The 18,803-nt window shown below is 72.4% G+C and carries 14 protein-coding genes; 9 read left to right on the top strand and 5 right to left on the bottom strand.

The features are described from left to right. Window positions 1-47: 47 nt before the first annotated feature. Together EV383_RS14995 and EV383_RS14990 are read left to right on the top strand one after the other, a co-directional pair. Entirely contained in the window at window positions 48-629 is a 582-nt protein-coding gene (locus EV383_RS14995; RefSeq protein ID WP_242623110.1) for a molybdenum cofactor biosysynthesis protein, read from the top strand. Between the two features lie 331 nt (window positions 630-960). Next, window positions 961-1,386: an ester cyclase gene (locus tag EV383_RS14990; protein WP_130290490.1), complete on the top strand. Its 426-nt coding sequence runs from the start codon at window positions 961-963 to the stop codon at window positions 1,384-1,386. Window positions 1,387-1,445: 59 nt separating this feature from the next. Here EV383_RS14990 and polA read toward each other — a convergent pair whose 3' ends face one another. Further along, window positions 1,446-4,259 carry a DNA polymerase I gene (gene polA / locus EV383_RS14985; protein ID WP_130290489.1) on the bottom strand — a complete coding sequence of 938 codons (2,814 nt, stop codon included), beginning with the start codon at window positions 4,257-4,259 and terminating at the stop codon, window positions 1,446-1,448. A gap of 841 nt (window positions 4,260-5,100) precedes the next feature. Beyond that, entirely contained in the window at window positions 5,101-5,850 is a 750-nt protein-coding gene (locus tag EV383_RS14980; protein WP_130290488.1) for a YebC/PmpR family DNA-binding transcriptional regulator, read from the bottom strand. Window positions 5,851-6,102: 252 nt separating this feature from the next. Between EV383_RS14980 and EV383_RS14975 the strand changes: the two genes are divergently transcribed. Together EV383_RS14975 and EV383_RS14970 are read left to right on the top strand one after the other, a co-directional pair. Beyond that, window positions 6,103-6,384 carry a DUF1490 family protein gene (locus tag EV383_RS14975; protein WP_242623109.1) on the top strand — a complete coding sequence of 94 codons (282 nt, stop codon included), beginning with the start codon at window positions 6,103-6,105 and terminating at the stop codon, window positions 6,382-6,384. 46 nt (window positions 6,385-6,430) lie between these two features. Then, window positions 6,431-8,587, top strand: coding sequence for a heavy metal translocating P-type ATPase (locus EV383_RS14970; protein ID WP_130290487.1), 2,157 nt, complete (start codon window positions 6,431-6,433; stop codon window positions 8,585-8,587). 49 nt (window positions 8,588-8,636) lie between these two features. Here the strand turns inward: EV383_RS14970 and pdxT are convergent, their stop codons facing one another. Beyond that, window positions 8,637-9,266 carry a pyridoxal 5'-phosphate synthase glutaminase subunit PdxT gene (gene pdxT, locus EV383_RS14965; protein ID WP_130290486.1) on the bottom strand — a complete coding sequence of 210 codons (630 nt, stop codon included), beginning with the start codon at window positions 9,264-9,266 and terminating at the stop codon, window positions 8,637-8,639. Between the two features lie 151 nt (window positions 9,267-9,417). Here pdxT and EV383_RS31200 point away from each other — a divergent pair, with 151 nt between their 5' ends. Next, window positions 9,418-9,591 carry a hypothetical protein gene (locus tag EV383_RS31200; protein WP_165438357.1) on the top strand — a complete coding sequence of 58 codons (174 nt, stop codon included), beginning with the start codon at window positions 9,418-9,420 and terminating at the stop codon, window positions 9,589-9,591. 7 nt (window positions 9,592-9,598) lie between these two features. Beyond that, on the top strand, window positions 9,599-10,408 hold the full coding sequence (locus tag EV383_RS14960) for a hypothetical protein (protein WP_130290485.1): 810 nt from the start codon (window positions 9,599-9,601) through the stop codon (window positions 10,406-10,408). 24 nt (window positions 10,409-10,432) lie between these two features. Here the strand turns inward: EV383_RS14960 and EV383_RS14955 are convergent, their stop codons facing one another. Further along, on the bottom strand, window positions 10,433-11,839 hold the full coding sequence (locus tag EV383_RS14955) for an NAD-dependent malic enzyme (protein ID WP_130290484.1): 1,407 nt from the start codon (window positions 11,837-11,839) through the stop codon (window positions 10,433-10,435). A gap of 163 nt (window positions 11,840-12,002) precedes the next feature. On the opposite strand from EV383_RS14955, the gene EV383_RS14950 reads away from it, so the two are divergent. From EV383_RS14950 to EV383_RS14940, 3 genes are all read left to right on the top strand, one after another. Beyond that, window positions 12,003-12,725, top strand: a complete 723-nt coding sequence (locus EV383_RS14950; protein WP_130290483.1) for a hypothetical protein — start codon at window positions 12,003-12,005, stop codon at window positions 12,723-12,725. A gap of 460 nt (window positions 12,726-13,185) precedes the next feature. Further along, window positions 13,186-17,214 (top strand): Pls/PosA family non-ribosomal peptide synthetase, encoded by a 4,029-nt coding sequence (locus EV383_RS14945; RefSeq protein ID WP_207223531.1) that lies wholly within the window; start codon window positions 13,186-13,188, stop codon window positions 17,212-17,214. Between the two features lie 2 nt (window positions 17,215-17,216). Further along, window positions 17,217-17,465: a DUF2267 domain-containing protein gene (locus tag EV383_RS14940; RefSeq protein WP_130290481.1), complete on the top strand. Its 249-nt coding sequence runs from the start codon at window positions 17,217-17,219 to the stop codon at window positions 17,463-17,465. A gap of 49 nt (window positions 17,466-17,514) precedes the next feature. On the opposite strand, the gene EV383_RS14935 is transcribed toward EV383_RS14940, so the two are convergent. Beyond that, window positions 17,515-18,780, bottom strand: a complete 1,266-nt coding sequence (locus EV383_RS14935; RefSeq protein WP_130290480.1) for a DUF4032 domain-containing protein — start codon at window positions 18,778-18,780, stop codon at window positions 17,515-17,517. Window positions 18,781-18,803: the final 23 nt, after the last annotated feature.

Here is an 18,803-nt window from a genome sequence, read left to right as displayed (position 1 = left end):
GACCGGTGCCGGCCGTCCGATCGGGCGGCGGACGTAGCGTGGTCGGGGTGACCGGAGAGGTGCGGGTGGAGATCACGACGCTGCTCGTGTCCCCCGTGCACGCCTACGAGGGCCGACCGGGCGACGGCCCGGCACCGGATCCCGAACCGGTGTCGCGGGAGTTGGTGCGGGTCCGCGGCGGCCTCGGGCTCGCCGGGGACCGCTACTGCGGCCGGGCAGCGCACCGCAGGGCCGCCGTCACGGTGATGGCGGCGGAGTCCCTGGACGCCGTGCGCGACGACCTCGGTCTCGACGCGGCGCCGGACGCTGTCGACACGCGCCGCAACATCATCTTGCGCGGGTTCCCGATCGACTCCCTGGCCGCGCTCGGCCGGGGCGGCGCGGGGGCGGTGTTCGTCCTCGACAGCGGCGACGGCCCGGTCCGGTTCCGCGCGCACCGCCCGGCCGCGCCGTGCCGGTGGATGGACGTCGTCCTGGCACCCGGGGCGTTCCGCGCCCTGCGCGGGCGCGGCGGCGTGCGCTGCGAGCCCCTCGACGACGGCGTGCTGCGCCTCGGTCCGGCCACCCTGACCGTCCTCGAGCCCGCCGTTGCCGACGAGCCCCTCCGTGCCCGGACGCCGGCTCCCTGAGCCGTCGCCCGACGAGTCCGCTCACCGCGCGCCGGACCACCGATCCCGGCACTCCGGCCCCGGCACTCCGAGGTCTGCGACGGCCCGTCGCGCCGCCCTCTCCCACGCGGTCGCAGCGGTGTCATCGACAAGGTTGGCGACATCGTCTCTCCCGCTGCTGAGCTGCGACGACGGGTTCCTCCGAACGGCCTTCCGCAGCGGGCGCCCGGCGGTGTCCGGGGCCGATCGCCCGGCACTACTCTCGCCCGCACCCCGGAGGTCGTCCACCGTGTCCTGCCCGGTCCCGCCCGAGCTCCGAGGCCCACGTGACCGACGGACGAGAGGCTTCGACATGAGCAACGGCGACGAGATCAGGCAGCTGATGCAGCGTCTCGAGGACGCGATGAACTCCCGGGAGCTGCACCTGCTCGACGACATCCTGACCGAGGACTTCGTCCGGCACTGCGAAGCCACCCCGGACCTCGTCGTCCACAGCCGGGAGGATTTCAAGGGCTTCCTGCGGTCGAACACCGAGTCCTTCCCGGACAACGTGCAGACGTTCCGGCACGTCGTCGTCGAAGGCGACAAGGCAGGAATCTGGTGCACCTACGAGGGCACCCAGGACGGCCCGCTCGGCCCGTTCCCCGCCTCCGGCAAGAAGGCCTCGTTCGATTTCGGCGGGGTGTTCCGCGTCGAGAACGGCAAGTTCGCCGAGTCGTGGATCACCTGGGACAACATGGCGATCCTGGGCCAGCTCGGCCACCTGCCCTCGCCGTAGCCGGCCGGTCCCGGGGCCGCGGGCCGTTTCGACGGCCGGGCCCCGGGTTCAGGTGAAGATCAGTGTGCGGCGGCGTCCCAGCTGCGCCCGTACCCGACCGAGACCTCCAGCGGCACCGACAGCTCCGCCGCGGCGGCCATCTCCCGGCGGACGAGCGTCTCCAGCGCGTCCCGCTCGCCCTCGGCGACCTCGATCACGAGCTCGTCGTGGACCTGCAGCAGCATCCGGCTGCGCAGGTCCTCGGCCTTGAGCGCCTTGTGCACGCCGAGCATCGCGACCTTGATGATGTCCGCGGCGCTGCCCTGGATCGGGGCGTTGAGCGCCATCCGCTCGGCCATCTCCCGGCGCTGACGATTATCGCTTACCAGGTCCGGCAGGTAGCGGCGACGGCCCATGATGGTGGCCGTGTAGCCGTCCTTGCGGGCCTGGTCGACGACGCCGGCCAGGTAGTCGCGCACCCCGCCGAACCCGGCGAAGTAGTCGTCCATCATCGACTTGGCCTCGTCGGTGGAGATCCGCAGCTGCCCCGACAGGCCGTAGGCGGACAGGCCGTAGGCCAGCCCGTAGTTCATCGCCTTGATCTTGGCGCGCTGTTCGACGGAGACCTCGGTCGGCTCGACGCCGAACACGCGGGCGGCGGTCTCGGCGTGGAAGTCGTGCTGGGAGCGGAACGCCTCGATCAGCGCCGCGTCCTCGGACAGGTCGGCCATGATCCGCATCTCGATCTGGCTGTAGTCCGCGGTCATCAGCTCGGTATAACCGTCGCCCACCACGAACGCGTCCCGGATCCGGCGTCCGGCCGCGGTGCGGATCGGCACGTTCTGCAAGTTCGGATCGGTCGAGCTCAGACGTCCGGTCGCCGCGATCGTCTGCGAGTACGTGGTGTGGATCCGGCCGTCGTCGGCCACGGACTTGATCAGGCCGTCGACGGTGACCTTGAGCCGGGTCGCGTCCCGGTGCAGGAGCATGTGCTGCAGGAACGGGTGCTCGGTCTGCTCGAACAGGCTCTGCAATGCGTCCGCGTCGGTGGTGTAGCCGGTCTTGGTGCGCTTGGTCTTCGGCATGTTCAGCTCGTCGAACAGCACCACCTGCAGCTGCTTCGGCGACCCGAGGTTGATCTCCTTGCCGATCACCTCGTAGGCGTCGGAGGCGGCCTGGCGGACCTGCGAGCCGAAGTCGGACTCCAGCCCGGACAGGTACTCCGCGTCGACGGCGATCCCGGCCGACTCCAGGTCCGCGAGCACGAACGCCAGGGGCAGCTCCAGCTCGGCGAGCAGCTCGGACCCGCCGCGCTCGGCGAGGTCGGCGTCGAGCGCGTCGGCCAGCTCCTGCACGGCGGAGGCGGCCAGCATCTCGGCCTCGGCCGCGGCGTTGTCGGCCTCCTCCTCACCCCCCAGCAACGACAGCTGCCCGTCGCCCTCGGACTCGGTGCGCAGCTCCCGGCGCAGGTAGCGCAGCGCCAGGTCGGCCAGGTCGAACGTGCGCTGGCCCGGCTTGGCGAGATAAGCGGCGAGCGCGGTGTCGCTGGTCAGGCCCTCGAGGGTCCAGCCGCGGGCGCGCAGCCCGTGCAGTACGGCCTTGATGTCGTGCGCGGCCTTGGGCACCGACGGGTCGGCCAGCCACTCACCGAGCGCGGCCTCGTCGTCCGGGGTCAGCGTCGCCACGGCAAGGTAGCCGGCCTGCGGCACCCCGGCCGTCGCACCGGCGGCGCGCGCCTCGACGGTCGGCTCACCGACCGCGAACCCGATCCCGGTCAGGTCCCGCGCCGCCACCGGCCCGGCGACCCCGCCGAACGAGAGCGCGACCCGGCGTCCGTCGCGGGTGTGCTCGTCGAGCCAGGAACGCACCGAGCCCGGCTCGATCACCGCGCCCTGCACGGTGAAGCCCTCCTCGGCCTCCGGCTCGGCCGAGGACAGCGTCGCGAACAGCCGCTCGCGCAGGACCCGGAACTCCAGCTCGTCGAACAGCCGGTGCACCGCGTCGCGGTCCCACGGCCGCACCTCGAGCTGCGACGGGTCGGATCCGAGGTCGACGTCGCGGACCAGCTCGGTCAGCTGACGATTGAGCAGCACGTTGGCCAGGTTCGCCCGCAGGGCGTCGCCCGCCTTGCCCTTGACCTCGTCCACCCGGTCGGTCAGCTCGGCGAGCGAGCCGAACTCGCGGACCCACTTCGCCGCCGTCTTCTCCCCCACCCCGGGGATCGACGGCAGGTTGTCCGAGGGGTCCCCGCGCAGCGCCGCGAAGTCCGGGTACTGCGTCGGGGTCAGCCCGTAGCGGGCGTCGACCTCGGCCGGGTCGATCCGGCCCAGGTCCGACACCCCACGCTTGGGGTAGAGCACCGTGACGTGGTCGGTGACCAGCTGGAACGCGTCCCGGTCCCCGGTGGTGATCAGGACGTTCATGCCCTGGGCCTCGGCCTGTGTGGTCAGCGTGGCGATGAGGTCGTCCGCCTCGTAGTTGTCCACGGCGAACACCGGGATGTTGAGCGCGTTCAGAACCTCCTTGATGAGGTCCACCTGGCCGCGGAAGTCGTCCGGGGTGCTGGAGCGGTTCGCCTTGTACTCGGCGTAGCGCTCGGACCGGAACGTCTTCCGGGAGACGTCGAACGCGACGGCCAGGTGCGTCGGCTCCTCGTCGCGCAGCAGGTTGATCAGCATCGAGGTGAAGCCGTAGACGGCGTTCGTGGTCTGCCCGGTGCCGGTGCGGAAGTTCTCCGCCGGCAGGGCGAAGAACGCCCGGTAGGCCAGCGAGTGTCCGTCGAGCAGGAGCAGCCGCGGCGTGTCCTCCTTCTTGGAGGACGTACCGGAGCCGGCCTTGGCTGTGCTGCTCTTCCCAGGACCGGTCTTCTTCGGGGACTGTGTCGCGGCGCTCATCGGAAACGAGTCTAGGACCGACCCCCGACAGTTCCGGCCCCACCCGCGCCGCGAGATGCACGGACGGAGCTCCCGCCCATCCGGGCCGCGCACGGAACTCCCCCCCATCCGCCGGGGAGCCGAGCCGGTGCTCCGGCCCATCCCGGTGTAGGCGAACGGAACTCTCACCCAAGGCGTCCGCACGAGCGGGGCTTCCGCCCAAGTAGCCAAGTATCGGGCCGGCGCACCGGCTCCCCCAGGAGGACTCAACGAACGGAGCTCTCGTCCACCCAGGCTGCGCGAACGGAGCTCTCGCCCAACGAGCCAGGGGTTGGGCCGGCGCAACGGCGTCTCCGCGGAATGAACGAACGGAGCGCTCGTCCCACCCGGCCACACGAGCGGAGCTCTCGTCCAGCAAGCCGGAGCCTCGGGCCGGTGCTCGGATCACCGCCGGCTGCACGAACGCAGCTCTCGCCCACCGCGTCCGCACGAGCGGGGTTCTCGCCCAAGGAGCCAGGAACCGGGCCGGCGCACCGGCTCCCACGAGGACTCAACGAACGGAATTCTCGTCCAGCCAGGCTGCGCGAACGGAGCCCTCGTCCAGCAGGCCGCAGCCTCGGGCCGGTGCTCGGATCACCGCCGGTCGCATGAGCGGGCTCTTGCCCAAGGAGCCAGGAACCGGGCCGGTGCACTAGCTCCCCATGATGATTCGACGAACAGAACTCTCGTCCAGCGGGACGGATGGCACGTGCAGCTGCGGCCCCGCCCACCGCCCGGGGTGGGCGGACGGAGCTCTCGTCCATCCCGGGCGTACGAGCGGAGCTCTCGTGCGAACCGGTGTCGCGGTGGTGCGGGTGCGGCGTCAGCCGACCTCGGCCATGACCTCGTCGGACACGTCGAAGTTCGAGTAGACGTTCTGCACGTCGTCGGAGTCCTCGAGCGCCTCGATCAGGCGGAAGATCTTCTTCGCGCCCTCGGCGTCCAGCTCGATCTGCATCGACGGGATGAACGTCTGGTCGGCCGAGTCGTAGTCGATGCCGGCCTGCTGCAGCGCGGTGCGGACGGCGACGACGTCACCGGCCTCGCTGATCACCTCGTAGGTCTCGCCGAGGTCGCTGACCTCCTCCGCGCCGGCGTCGAGGACGGCCATCAGCACGTCGTCCTCGGCCAGCTCGCCCTTGGGCAGGAGCACGACGCCCTTGCGGGTGAACAGGTAGGCCACCGAGCCGGGGTCGGCCATCTGCCCGCCGTTGCGGGTCATCGCGGTCCGGACCTCGGTCGCGGCGCGGTTGCGGTTGTCGGTCAGGCACTCGATGAGGACCGCGACACCGTTCGGGCCGTAGCCCTCGTAGGTGATCGACTGGTACTCGGCGCCGCCGGCGTCGGCCCCGGAGCCGCGCTTGAGGGCGCGCTCGATGTTGTCGTTGGGGACCGAGCTCTTCCTGGCCTTCTGGATCGCGTCGTAGAGCGTGGGGTTGCCGTCGGGGTCTCCCCCGCCGGTCCGCGCCGCGACCTCGATGTTCTTGATCAGCTTCGCGAACATCTTGCCGCGACGGGCGTCGATCACGGCCTTCTTGTGCTTGGTCGTCGCCCACTTGGAGTGACCGCTCATCGGCTACCCACCTCTCGTCTCGTGCGGGCCGCGCGGAACCGCGGCCGGGCAGGTCCTCCCGGGCCGCGGACTCGGCCGCGGCGGGGACCTGCGGGAACCCCTCGATGCTACCGGCGTGCGCCCGGTTCGCCGACCGTGCCCCGGCCGGGCGATCACGACCACACCGCCCGCGGAGTGTCGGTGCCGCGGGATACCCTTGATCCAAACGACCACGGTTGTCACCGAGGTCGCGTCGGAAGGAGCACGTCAGTGGTGGTCGGAGCATTGGCCGGCAAGGCAGCAGGGCTGGTCGTCAGCGGTCTCGCGGGTGCCGTGGCCTACGACGGCGTCAAGCGGGTCGCACAGTCCGGTGCCGTGCGCAGCGCCGCGGTCACCGTGACGTCGTGGGGTCTCCTGGGCGCCCGTGCGGCGGAGACCGGCGCGGAGCGCGCCCGTCTCGCGACCGCGGACATCGTCAGCGAGGCCCGCGGGCGGATCGGTGAGCAGGCCCCCGCACCGGGCGCGGCGAGCACCGGGCACGGCCACGAGCACTGAGCCGGGCCGCACCGCGCACCACGACCAGCCGACGACGGGGACCCCGATGGAACACGACGACGTCCGCACACTGAGCGACGCCGCCGGACGGGTCCGGTTCGCCGTCCCCGCCCTGCGCGGCCGGGTCGGCACCGCCGTGGCCGTGGAGGACGAGGTCGACCACGTCACCGGCGTCCGGCAGGTGCACGCCTATCCGCGCACCGGCAACGTCGTCGTCTGGTACCAGGAGCAGCGCTGCGACCGGACGGAGCTGCTGGAGGCGATCGGCAAGGGCCTCGGCGCCGACGCCGACGCCACCGCCGCCCGCTCGCCGCGCTCGGCCGACGTCGGCAACACCGAGCTGGTCCGCCTCGTCGTCGGCGGGGTCGCGCTGGCCGCGCTGGGCTTCCGCCGCTACGGCCTGCGCCGGCCCCCGGTGCTCGGCCCGACCAGCCGTACCGTCGCCACCGGCGTCACGATCTTCACCGGCTACCCGTTCCTGCGCGGCGCGCTGAAGTCCCTCACAGGTGGGCGCGGTGCGGGGACCGACGCGCTCGTGTCCGCGGCCACCGTCGCGAGCCTGGTGCTGCGCGAGAACGTCGTCGCGCTGACCGTGCTGTGGCTGCTCAACATCGGTGAGTACCTGCAGGACCTCACGCTGCGCCGCTCCCGGCGCGCGATCTCCGAGCTGCTCACCGGCGCCCAGACCCGCACCTGGATGCGCCTGGCCGACGGCACCGAGATCGAGGTCGACATCGCCGACGTCGCGCTCGGCGACGAGGTCGTCGTGCACGAGCACGTCGTGCTGCCGGTCGACGGCGAGATCGTCGAGGGCGACGGCGTCATCGACCAGGCCGCGATCACCGGCGAGCAGCTGCCGGTCACCGTCGGACCCGGCATCACGCTGCACGCCGGGTCGGTGCTGCTGCGCGGGCGGATCGTCGTCCGGGCCACCGCCGTCGGCCGCGACACGGCGATCGGGCGGATCATCGACCGGGTCGAGCAGGCCCAGGACGACCGCGCCCCGATCCAGACCATCGGCGAGAACTTTTCCCGCCGGTTCGTGCCGGCGTCGTTCGTGCTCTCGGCGCTGACGCTGATCGTGACCCGCGACGTCCGCCGGGCGATGACCATGCTGCTCGTCGCCTGCCCGTGCGCGGTCGGGCTCTCCACACCGACCGCGATCAGCGCCGCGATCGGCAACGGTGCCCGCCGCGGCATCCTGATCAAGGGTGGCGCGCACCTGGAGGCCGCCGGCCGGGTCGACGCGATCGTGTTCGACAAGACCGGCACGCTCACCCTCGGCCGCCCCGTCGTCACGAACGTGATCTCCTTCGACGACGCGTGGTCGCCGGAGCAGGTGCTCGCCTACGCGGCCAGCTCCGAGATCCACTCCCGGCACCCGCTGGCCCAGGCCGTGATCCGCTCCACCGAGGAGCGCCGGATCGAGATCCCGCCGCACGAGGAGTGCGAGGTGCTGCTCGGGCAGGGCATGCGCGTGCAGTCCGACGGCCGGGTCCTGCTGATCGGCAGCGTCGAGCTGCTGCGCAAGCAGAAGGTCCCGGTCAGCCGTAAGGCCGCGGACTGGGTGCGTCGCCTGCGCAAGGACACCGAGACGCCGCTGCTCCTGGCCGTCGACGGCACGCTGGTCGGCCTCGTCTCGCTGCGCGACACCGTGCGGGCCGAGTCCCGCGAGGTGCTCGACGCCCTGCGCGCCGACGGCGTAAAGCGGATCGTGCTGCTCACCGGGGACCACCCGGCGACGGCCGCCGCGGTCGCCGAGGAGCTGGGCATCGACGAGTACCGCGCGCAGGTCATGCCGGAGGAGAAGCAGGACGTCGTGCGGAGCCTGCGCGAGGACGGCTACACCGTGGCGATGATCGGGGACGGCACGAACGACGCCCCCGCGCTGGCCCTGGCCGACATCGGCATCGCGATGGGCGTGGCCGGCACCGACGTCGCCGTCGAGACCGCCGACGTCGCCCTGGCCGCGGACGACCTGCGGGCCCTGCTGGAGCTGCGCGACCTCGGACGCCGGAGCATCACGCTGATCCGGCAGAACTACGGGATGTCGATCGCGGTCAACGCGGCCGGGCTGCTGGTCTCCGCCGGGGGCGCGCTGTCGCCGGTGGTGGCGGCGATCCTGCACAACGCGTCCAGCGTCGCCGTCGTCGGCAACAGCTCGCGCCTGATCCGCTACCGCCTGGACGAGAAGGCCTCCTGACCGCGCCGCCCCACCGAGGCCGGCGGGGCGGATCAGGCGGAGGTGCGGATCAGGCCGAGGTGCGGACCATGTCGACGAACAGGCCGTGCACGCGGCGGTCGCCGGTGAGCTCCGGGTGGAACGAGGTGGCCAGGACCGGGCCCTGACGGACGGCGACGGGGCGTCCGGCCGCGGCGCCGGGGTCCTCGCCCATGCTGGTGACGTGCGGGACGCTTGCGAGCACCTCGACGTCGCTGCCGGTCTTCTCCACCCACGGGGCCCGGATGAACACCGCGTGCACCGGGCCACCGTCGAGGCCGCGGAAGTCCAGGTCGGTCTCGAACGAGTCCACCTGCCGTCCGAACGCGTTGCGCCGCACGACGACGTCGAGTCCGCCGAGCTGGTGCTGGTCGGAGCGCCCGTCGAGGATCCGGTCGGCGAGCAGGATCATCCCGGCGCACGAGCCGTAGGCCGGCATCCCCGCACCGAGCCGGGCGCGCAGCGGCTCCAGGAGCTCGAACACGTCGAGCAGCTTGCTCATCGTGGTCGACTCACCGCCGGGCAGGATCAGCCCGTCGACGGCGTCGAGCTCGGACTCGCGGCGCACCGGCACCGGACGCGCCCCGCACGCGGTCAGCGCGTCCAGGTGCTCACGCACGTTGCCCTGCAGGGCCAGCACTCCGACGGTCGGGGACGTCATGGGTCGAGCCTAACCCGCGTCCTACCTGCGGTAACCGCCCGTACGGAGGTGACCCGCGGCACCGTCCGGCGGTTCCCCCACCCCCGTCCGCGCCGGATCCTGGTGACGTCGGCGGGTCCACCCGCCGGCCACCGGAGCAGCAGGGGGCGACATGAACATCGGACGCACCATCCGGGTGTTCCGGGCCGAACCCGTCGTCGGCCCGGTGCCCGGCCCCGACCCGGCGACGGTGGAGAGCGCACGGCGCGTAGCGGAGGCCCGGCAGGAACCACCGGTGGAGGTCGACGCCGACCAGGCCACCCCACCGGTCCGCCTCGGCGGGTGATCCGAGGGTGACCGCCCCGGACGTCGCGGGCGTCGTCGTCGGCTGGCGGACCTGGCAGGTCCGCGACCCCGGCCCCGCCGCCCACCGCGGCCCGGTCCGTCCCGGCCCGGTCCACCCCGGTGCGGTCCGGCTTCGGTCCCCGGTCAAGGTCTCCACCGACTGGCCGGCCGGCGCGGCGCTGGAGGCCCGGTGCGAGCTGCGCGGCCATCCCGCGCCCGAGCCGTCGTGCACCTGCGGGCTCTACGCCGCGCGGGACCCCGCGGACGTCGGCGGCGTCGGGTTCGGGGGCGCGACGCTGCTCGGGTGCGTCGCGATGTGGGGCACCGTGGTCGAGGGCGAGAGGGGATGGCGTGCCGGTACCGGCCGGCCCGTCGCACTGTTCTGCGGCCCGGCGCTGTCCGAGGACGTCCGCGCCGGGCTGGCGGTCGCGTACGGGGTACCCGTGCACCGGCTCGGCCGGCCCGTCGCCGTGACCGTCGAGCAGGCCGGGATCGGCGCGGCCGCGGACCGGCTCCGGACGGTCCTGGGCGAAACCCCGCCGCCCGACGCCGGCGCGGTCGACGACGCCGTCCGCGCGTTCACCGACGCCGTCGGACGGCCCCCGGCCCACGGGACACCACCGGGGCCCGGACCGGGATCCCGGCCGGGGACCGGGCAGGGATCCGGACGGGGCCTCGCGCGACGTCCCCGGCGGACCGCCGTCGGCACGGCGCTGCTCGCCGCCGTCGCCGCCTCGGCCCTGCTGCTGACCCCGTCCGGGCAGGGCGCGGACCCGGCGCCGGCGACACCGGCGCCGTCCATCACCCCGGCACCGTGACCGGGCCCGGCCACGGACGGGACGTCAGCCCGCCTCGACCTCGCCCTTGCGGGCCTGCTTGCCCGCTGCGGTGCGCAGGGCCTCGGCGACGGCGGGCGCGACGGTCGTGTCGAACACGCTCGGCACGATGAACGACGGGCTCGGCTCGGCCACCACGTCGGCGATCGCGGCCGAGGCGGCGAGCATCATCTCGTCGGTGATGTCGTGCGCCTGCGCGTCGAGCAGCCCGCGGAACACGCCGGGGAAGGCGAGCACGTTGTTGATCTGGTTCGGGTAGTCCGAGCGCCCGGTCGCGACGACGGCGGCGTGCTGCTGGGCCACCGCCGGGTCGACCTCAGGATCCGGGTTGGCCAGCGCGAACACGATCGAGCGCTCGGCCATGGTCGCCAGCTCGTCGGCACCGAACAGGTTCGGCGCCGAGACGCCCACGAACACGTCGGCGCCGACCAGGGCGTCGGCCAGCGAGCCGGTCTTCCCGTCCTTGTTGGTCTGCGCCGCGATCGAGACCAGGTTCTCGTCCATGCCGGGACGGTCCTGGTGCACGATGCCGTCGACGTCGACCGCGAGCACGTCCGCGGTCTCCTCCGACCCGAGGAGCCGGATGATCGCCGAGCCGGCGGCGCCGACCCCGCAGACCACGACCTTGACGTCGGCGAAGCGCTTGCCCACCACGCGCAGGGCGTTGCGCAGCGCCCCGAGCACGACGACCGCGGTGCCGTGCTGGTCGTCGTGGAACACCGGGATGTCGAGCATCTCGCGCAGCCGGCGCTCGATCTCGAAGCAGCGCGGCGCGGCGATGTCCTCGAGGTTGATCCCGCCGTAGCCCGGCGCCAGGATCTGCACCGTCCGGATGATCTCCTCGGTGTCCTGGGTGTCCAGGCACACCGGCCAGGCGTCGACGTTGGCGAACTGCTTGAACAGCGCCGCCTTGCCCTCCATCACCGGCATCGCGGCGGCGGCACCGATGTTGCCCAGCCCGAGCACGGCGGACCCGTCGGTGACGACGGCGACGGTGTTGCGCTTGATCGTCAGACGCCGGGCGTCGGACGGGTTCTCCGCGATCGCCATCGACACCCGCGCGACGCCCGGGGTGTAGGCGCGGGAGAGATCGTCACGGGTACGCAGGTTGACCTTCGAGCGGACCTCGATCTTGCCGCCGAGGTGGAGCAGGAACGTCCGGTCGGAGATCTTGCGGACGGAGAAGCCCTCCAGGGCGTCGATCGCGTCCTTGATCTCCTCGACGTGGTCGGTGTTGCGCGCGTTGGCACTGATGTCGACGACGATCGAGTCGGTCTTCGCCTCCACCACGTCGAACGCGGTGACGACGCCGCCGACGACACCGACGGCCGCGGTCAGGTCGCCTGCGGACGTGGAGGTGGCGGGGGCGTCGACGCGGGCGGTGATCGCATATCCGGGACCGGGGATGGGCACGGGCCGGGACACTACCGGCCCCGTCGAGCACCACGGCCGCGCTCGTGGCCCGGGGCACGGGTGACGTCGGCGACGATGTGGGGTCGATCGCAGACCCGGGGATTCCCGCCGCGCACGGCCGGGTAGAGGAAGAAGATCGAGACCGTCCACCGAGGAGCCGAGAGTGCCGCAGAACCGGGAACCCGACACGGGTGGGAACCGGCGGGTCGCCGTGGTCTACCGGGACGAGACCACCGGCCCCGCCGACGGCGACGACACCGCCGCGATGGCCGCCCTCCTGCGCGGCTCGTCCTGGAACTTCGACGTCGTCACGGCCGGCCCGGAGGGCGAGCTCGGTGTCCGCGAGGCGCTGCAGCTGCCGGGGGTCGTCCTCTACGGACAACCCGGCGGTTCCGGCGACGACGAGTCCGCGTTCCGCCGGCAGAGGCGCGACAAGGGCGCGATCCGGCGGTTCGTCGCGTCCGGCGGTCGCTATCTCGGCATCTGCATGGGCGGGTATCTCGCCGAGCCCGGCTTCTTCAACCTCTTCCCCGGCCGGGTCCACGAGTACTACTCGTCGAAGGGCGCCCTGGTCGACTCGGACGAGCCGGCACTGGTGCCCGTGCACTGGCGCGGTGAGACCCGCGAGATGTACTTCCAGGACGGCGGGTACATCGTCCCCCGCCGACGCTCGGCGGAAACGGTGAACGTTCTCGCGCGCTACGGAAACGGACCGATCGCCGCGGCCACGGCACCGTTCGGCGACGGAATGGTCGGTGTGTGCGGACCACATCCGGAAGCGCCCCCCGAGTGGTTTCGGAATGCAGATCTCCGGTGTCCTGATCCGGCCGACGATCTCGGCCGGGATCTGATCGACTCACTGATGACCGCACCTTTAACGACGTAGTCCGGATCACCACGGTCCGAGGTGAATTCGCGATGAACCCGCGCGTGATCCGCATACCCGCCGATACGCCGGGAAACCCTGCCGAAACGCTCCGGCCCGACATTGACATGGCTCATCCGTGCTCGTACCGCCTGGTGCGCAGGGCGATCGACGACGATTCGCCATCGGTCTCCGGCTTCCCTACGTCCGGCGGACCGCGATGGTTCACCGCGCAAGCGGTGAGGAACGCCACCCCTGCACATGCGAATGCACCACGGCGGTAGCGGGGTATTCGTAGAGCATGTCCGACGTACTGCGCAGGGGTTCCGCGGGTGACCGAGTGGTCACACGCGGCGATATCGGGACCGCACCCCCCGGTCCGGCCGCCGAGATCGATCCGACTCTCGTGCTGACCGCGGGCAGCATTCCCGAACCACCCCGGACCCACTCCGGAGAACGGCTCGTCCACCTCTTCGAGCAGGTGTGCGAGACGCATGCGGACTCGGTCGCCGTCGACACCGGCGAGCAGCAGCTGACCTACGCCGAGCTCGACGCCTGGGCGAACCGCCTCGGGCGCCACCTGCTCGAGCGTGGCGCGCGCCCCGGCGACCGGATCGCCCTGCTCTTCGACCAGGCGGTCGGTTCCTACGTCGGCATGCTGGCCGTCCTGAAGATCGACGCGGCGTTCGTGCCCGTCGACGTCGGCTTCCCGCCGGACCGGATCAGCTACATCCTCGAGGACTCGGCGGCCACCATGCTGCTGACGTCGGGGTCCGCCCTGGACCAGGTCGAGGGGCTCGCCGAGACCACCCGGGAGCGCGGCGTCGCCGTCGTGCGCACCTGGGAGGAGGCCGACCGGATCCTGCGCCAGGACTCCGACCGGCTCGTGCCGGAGAGGCGCGAGGACCCGGCCGACGAGCTGGCCTACATCATCTACACCTCGGGTTCGACCGGGCGCCCCAAGGGCGTGGCCGTCGAGCACCCGAGCATCTGCAACTTCGTCCGGGTCGCCGGCGACGTCTACGGCATCACCGGCGACGACCGGATGTACCAGGGCCTGACGATCGCCTTCGACTTCTCGGTCGAGGAGATCTGGGTGCCGTGGATGGCCGGCGCGACGCTGGTCCCGAAGCCGGCCGGGGTCTCGCTGCTCGGCCCGGACCTGCACGACTTCCTCACCTCGCGTGGCGTCACCGCCATGTGCTGCGTGCCGACGCTGCTGGCCACGCTCGACGACGACGTGGAGGACCTGCGGTTCCTGCTGGTCTCCGGTGAGGCCTGCCCGCAGCACCTGGTGCAGCGCTGGCACCGCGAGGACCGGCGCTTCCTCAACGTCTACGGCCCGACCGAGGCCACCGTCACCGCGACCTGGACCGAGCTGCACCCGGACCGCGCGGTGACGATCGGGAAGCCGCTTCCCACCTACATGATCGTGATCCTGGACCCCGAGGACCCGAACCGGGCCCTGCCGCTCGGGGAGACCGGGGAGATCGGCATCGCCGGTGTCGGGCTCGCGCGGGAGTACCTCAACCGCGAGGAGAAGACCCGCGAGTCGTTCATCCCGGACTTCCTGGACCTCCCGGCCAACCCGTCGGGGCGGATCTATCGCACCGGCGACCTCGGCCGGGTGGACGACGCCGGAGAAATCGAATACCAGGGCCGGATCGACCTCCAGGTGAAAATACGCGGGTACCGCATCGAGATCGGTGAGATCGAGTCGGTGCTGCTCGCCGTGGACGGGGTGGCCCAGGCCGTCGTCGACACCTACGAACCGCAGCCCGGGACGAAGGAGCTCGTCGGGTATTACAGCGCGCGCCGCGACGCGACCGCACCGGAGCCCGGCGTCGTGCAGGAGCACCTGCGCGAGCGGCTGCCCGCCTACATGGTCCCGGCCTACCTCGAACCCCTCGACACGATCCCGCTGACCACCAGCGACAAGGCCGACCGCAAGAACCTGCCCGCCCCGACGGGTGGCCGGCTGACCTCCGGCGGCCCGCACGTCGAGGCGGAGAACGACGTCGAGCGCGCGCTGGCCGAGGTCCTGGCCGAGACCCTCGGCGCCGACCGGGTGTCGGTGACCGGGCACTTCTTCGACGAGCTCGGCGCCACGTCGCTGCTGATGGCCGGCTTCGCCGCCAAGGTCCGGGCCCGCCCGGACCTGCCCTCGGTGTCCGCGCGCGACGTCTACCGTCACCCGACCGTCCGCGACCTCGCCGCGAACCTCGGCGAGGCCACCGCGGCCCCGTCGACGACCGACCTGCCGGTGCCGCGCACCAGCTCGGTCGGCTACGTCCTGACCGGCGCCGCACAGGCGGTGCTGCTGGCCCTGTTCGCGCTGGTGAGCGCGTTCGTCCTGACCCAGGGCTACCGCTGGTCCGCGGCCGGGACCGACTGGCTCTCCGTGGGTGGCCGCGCGGCGCTGGCCGGCGTGGGCGTGTTCGTCGCGCTGTGTGTCCTGCCGGTGGCCGCCAAGTGGCTGCTGATGGGCCGCTGGAAGCAGACGTCGTTCCCGGTCTGGAGCGGGCGCTACCTGCGGTTCTGGCTGGTCACCACGCTGGTGCGGATCAGCCCGATGACGCTGTTCGCCGGGTCGCCGCTCTACAACCTCTACCTGCGCGCGCTCGGCGCGAAGGTCGGGCGCGGCGCCGTCGTGCTGACGCGCGACGTGCCGGTGGTGACCGACCTGCTGCGGATCGGCGAGCGCACGCTCGTCAACCAGGAGGTCATGATGCGCGGCTACCGCGTCGTCGGTGGCCGCCTGGAGACCGGGCCGGTGGAGCTCGGTGACGACTGCTGGGTCGGCGAGGGCAGCGTGCTCGACGTCGGCACGTCGATGGGCGACGGAGCCCAGCTCGGGCACAGCTCGGCGCTGCACCCGGGGCGCTCCGTCCCGGCCGGGCGGACCTTCCACGGCTCCCCCGCCGAGCCGGCGACCACGGACTACCGGACCGTGCCCACCTCGGGTTCCGGTCGCGTCCGGGCCACGGCCTACAGCGCCGCACTGCTCGCGGCCGTCGTCGGCGTCGTGGCCCTCGTACTCGCCGTCGTCGTGGTCCTCTACCGCGAGGTCGGGCCGGCGATCGCCTCGGCCCTGGGGCTGAGCGCCGCCGGCGGGGTCACGAGCTGGACGCCCTACGCCGTCGGTGCCGCGATCGTCGCGGGGATCTACGTCGCGCTCATCGTGATCCTGCTGCTCGCGGTGATGCTGCTGCCGCGTCTGGCCGCGGTCGCGATCACCCCGGAGAAGACCTACCCGCTGCACGGCGCGCACCACCTCGTGCAGCAGCTGCAGACCCTGCTGAGCAACAACCGGTTCCTGGTGCTGCTGCTCGGCGACAGCTCGTTCATCACCGGCTACCTGCGCGGGATGGGCTACGACCTGTCGCAGCTGCAGCAGACCGGCTCGAACTTCGGCACCCAGCTGCGCCAGGACTCCCCCGGCCTGACGACCATCGGCACCGGGACGATGGTGTCCGACGGGCTGCGGGTGATGAACGTCGACTACTCGCACGACTCGTTCACCGCGCGACCGGTCGCGCTCGGGGCGAACAACTTCGTCGGCAACGACGTGCACTTCCCCGCCGGTGCCCGCACCGGGGACAACGTCCTGCTCGCGACCAAGGCCATGATCCCGATGGACGGGCCGGTGCGGCACGATGTCGGTCTCCTCGGCTCGCCGCCGTTCGAGATCTCGCGGAACAGCATGAGCCGCGAGACCGACGAGGCACGCTTCCCCGAGGGCGATGAGCTGACCCGGAAGCTGCGCGCCAAGAACCTCTACAACGCCGGCACGGTCGCCGTGGTGCTGCTGCTGCGCGCGCTCGGGATCGTCCTCGCGCTGCTGCCCTTCGCCGCCGCGGCCGCGCTGTGGCCGACCCTGGGCCTGTTCGCGCTGGCCGGCGCGGTGCTCGTCGGCCCGCTCCTGCTCGTCACCTGGTCCGCCCTGCTGGAGCGGGCGGTGCTCGGCTTCCGGTCGCTGTCGCCGCGCTACTGCACGATCTACGACCGCTACTTCTGGCACCACGAGCGGCTGTGGAAGTTCTACGTCCGCGCCCCGCTGCCGGGCACCCCGTTCGCCAACGTCGTCAACCGGATCGCGGGCCTGAAGATCGGCCGCCGGGTGTTCGACGACGGCGCGGGCCTGCCGGAGAAGTCGCTGGTCACGATCGGCGACGACGTGACGCTCAACGCCCTGAGCGTGATCCAGTGCCACTCGCTGGAGGACGGCTACTTCCAGTCCGACCGCGTCCACGTCGGCGACGGCGCCACCCTCGGCGTCCGCGCCTTCGCCCACTACGGGACGAGCATCGGCGACGGCGCGCGGCTGGCCGCCGACTCGTTCCTGCTCAAGGGCGAGCAGGTCGGCCCGCACGAGTACTGGGGCGGCAACCCCGCCGTGCTCGACGGTGCCGACGCAACCCGGGCCGACGCGACCCCGGCCGACGCACCTACCGAGACCACGCCGGAGTCCGGGGCCGTCCCGGCCGGCGCGACACCACGAGAGGAGTGACCATGCACCTGACCGACGAGGTGTTCCTGACCCGGGTCCAGCACCGGCTGGGCATGCACGACACGACACGGGCCGACGAGGCCTCGATCGCGGTCCTGGAGACCCTGATCGACTCGCTGACCCCCGATGAGGCCCGTGCGCTGTCCGGAGCCCTGCCGCCGCGGCTCGGCCGTCGGCTCGGCGTCGTGGACACCCCCGTCGTCGCGGCGCGGTCGCGCGGCGGACAGCACGCGGTCGGCCCGCTGGACTAGGTCCCGACCACGTCCGGGCCCGTTCCCCGCGCCGGGGGCGGGCCCGGACTCATGCCTCGTCGTCGTCCGCGGCGATGCGGAACCGTCCGGTCGCGTCGGCGACGGCCATCTTCGCCGCCGAGTCCGTCGGCGCGGACCCGCCCAGCGCGGCCAGCGCGACGGCGTCCCCGACGTCGGCGCAGGCGCGCTCGCTGAGGATCCAGCGCACCTCCAGCAGGTCGCAGTAGGCCTGCACCGGCGTCCCGACGTGGCCCAGCGCCGCGTGCGCACGTTCCATCCCCGGCCGGAGCACGTCGTCGAGCCAGCTCAGCGCGGCCGCCCGCTCGCCGACCGGGGTCCCGGCGTTCCTCGCCATCCACTCCCGGTGCGCCCGCACGTCGCCGAGCAGGATGATCGCCTGCCCCTCGCCGACGTCGAGACCGGTGAGCTCGCGCAGGTGCCCGGAGTGGAAGCTCCGGTCCCCCACCGCCACGTTGAGCCGCAGCTGCCCGGCCTCGCCCTCGACCGGGGCCAGGTTCAGCTCCTCGACGGCGAACCCCAGGTCGTTCAGCTCCCGGATCTTGCTCTCCACCCGGTACCGGTCGCCGAACGCGAACGTCGGCGCCGTGTGCAGCGCGTCCCACAGCGCCCGGTAGCGGTCCGGGATGCCCTGTGCCTCGTCGATGAGCTGCGGGTAGATCTCCGGCGGCCGCTCCAGCCGGACCGCGAGGTCGATCATCCCGCTGGCGACGTTCTCCACCAGGATGTCGAGGTCGTGCTCACGCTGGCCGTTCGACAGGCTCGGGTGGACCTCGCTGGTCTCGGCGTCGACGAGGTAGGCCTGCAGGATTTGCCCGTCGCGCATGAACAGCGTGTTCGCCAGCGAGCAGTCGCCCCAGAACACCCCGTGCCGGTGCAGCTCGACCAGCAGCCCGGCCATCGCGTCGAACAGACGGGCGCGGTGCCGGGGCCGGTTCGGCGGCAGCCGCATGAACAGCCGCCGGTACTGCCAGGACCCCTCCAGGTAGCGCGTCACGAGGATCGACGTGTCGTGGTCGGGCTGGTGCACGACGCCGGCCGGGCGCACGGCGTGCAGGCCGTCGTCCTCCAGGCGGCGCAGCACCGAGTACTCGCGGCGCGCGATCCGCTCCGGGAGGTCCTTGAGCGCCCACAGGCAGCCGTCGGTCTCGACGAACCGGACCAGGTGCCGGCTCGGCCCGACCGCGATGTCGCGCAACGGGACGTCGGTGACGTCCCACTCCTCCAGCGGGCGCTCCCACGGCAGGGCCAGCAGGCCCGGCGACGGGACGCGCAGCGTCAGCTCCGGCGGTGTCATCTCCCCGCCCCCGCGGGAGAGAG

The sequence above is a fragment of the Pseudonocardia sediminis genome, from assembly GCF_004217185.1.
GTDB lineage: Bacteria > Actinomycetota > Actinomycetes > Mycobacteriales > Pseudonocardiaceae > Pseudonocardia > Pseudonocardia sediminis.
This window is presented reverse-complemented; position numbering and strand designations above follow the sequence as displayed.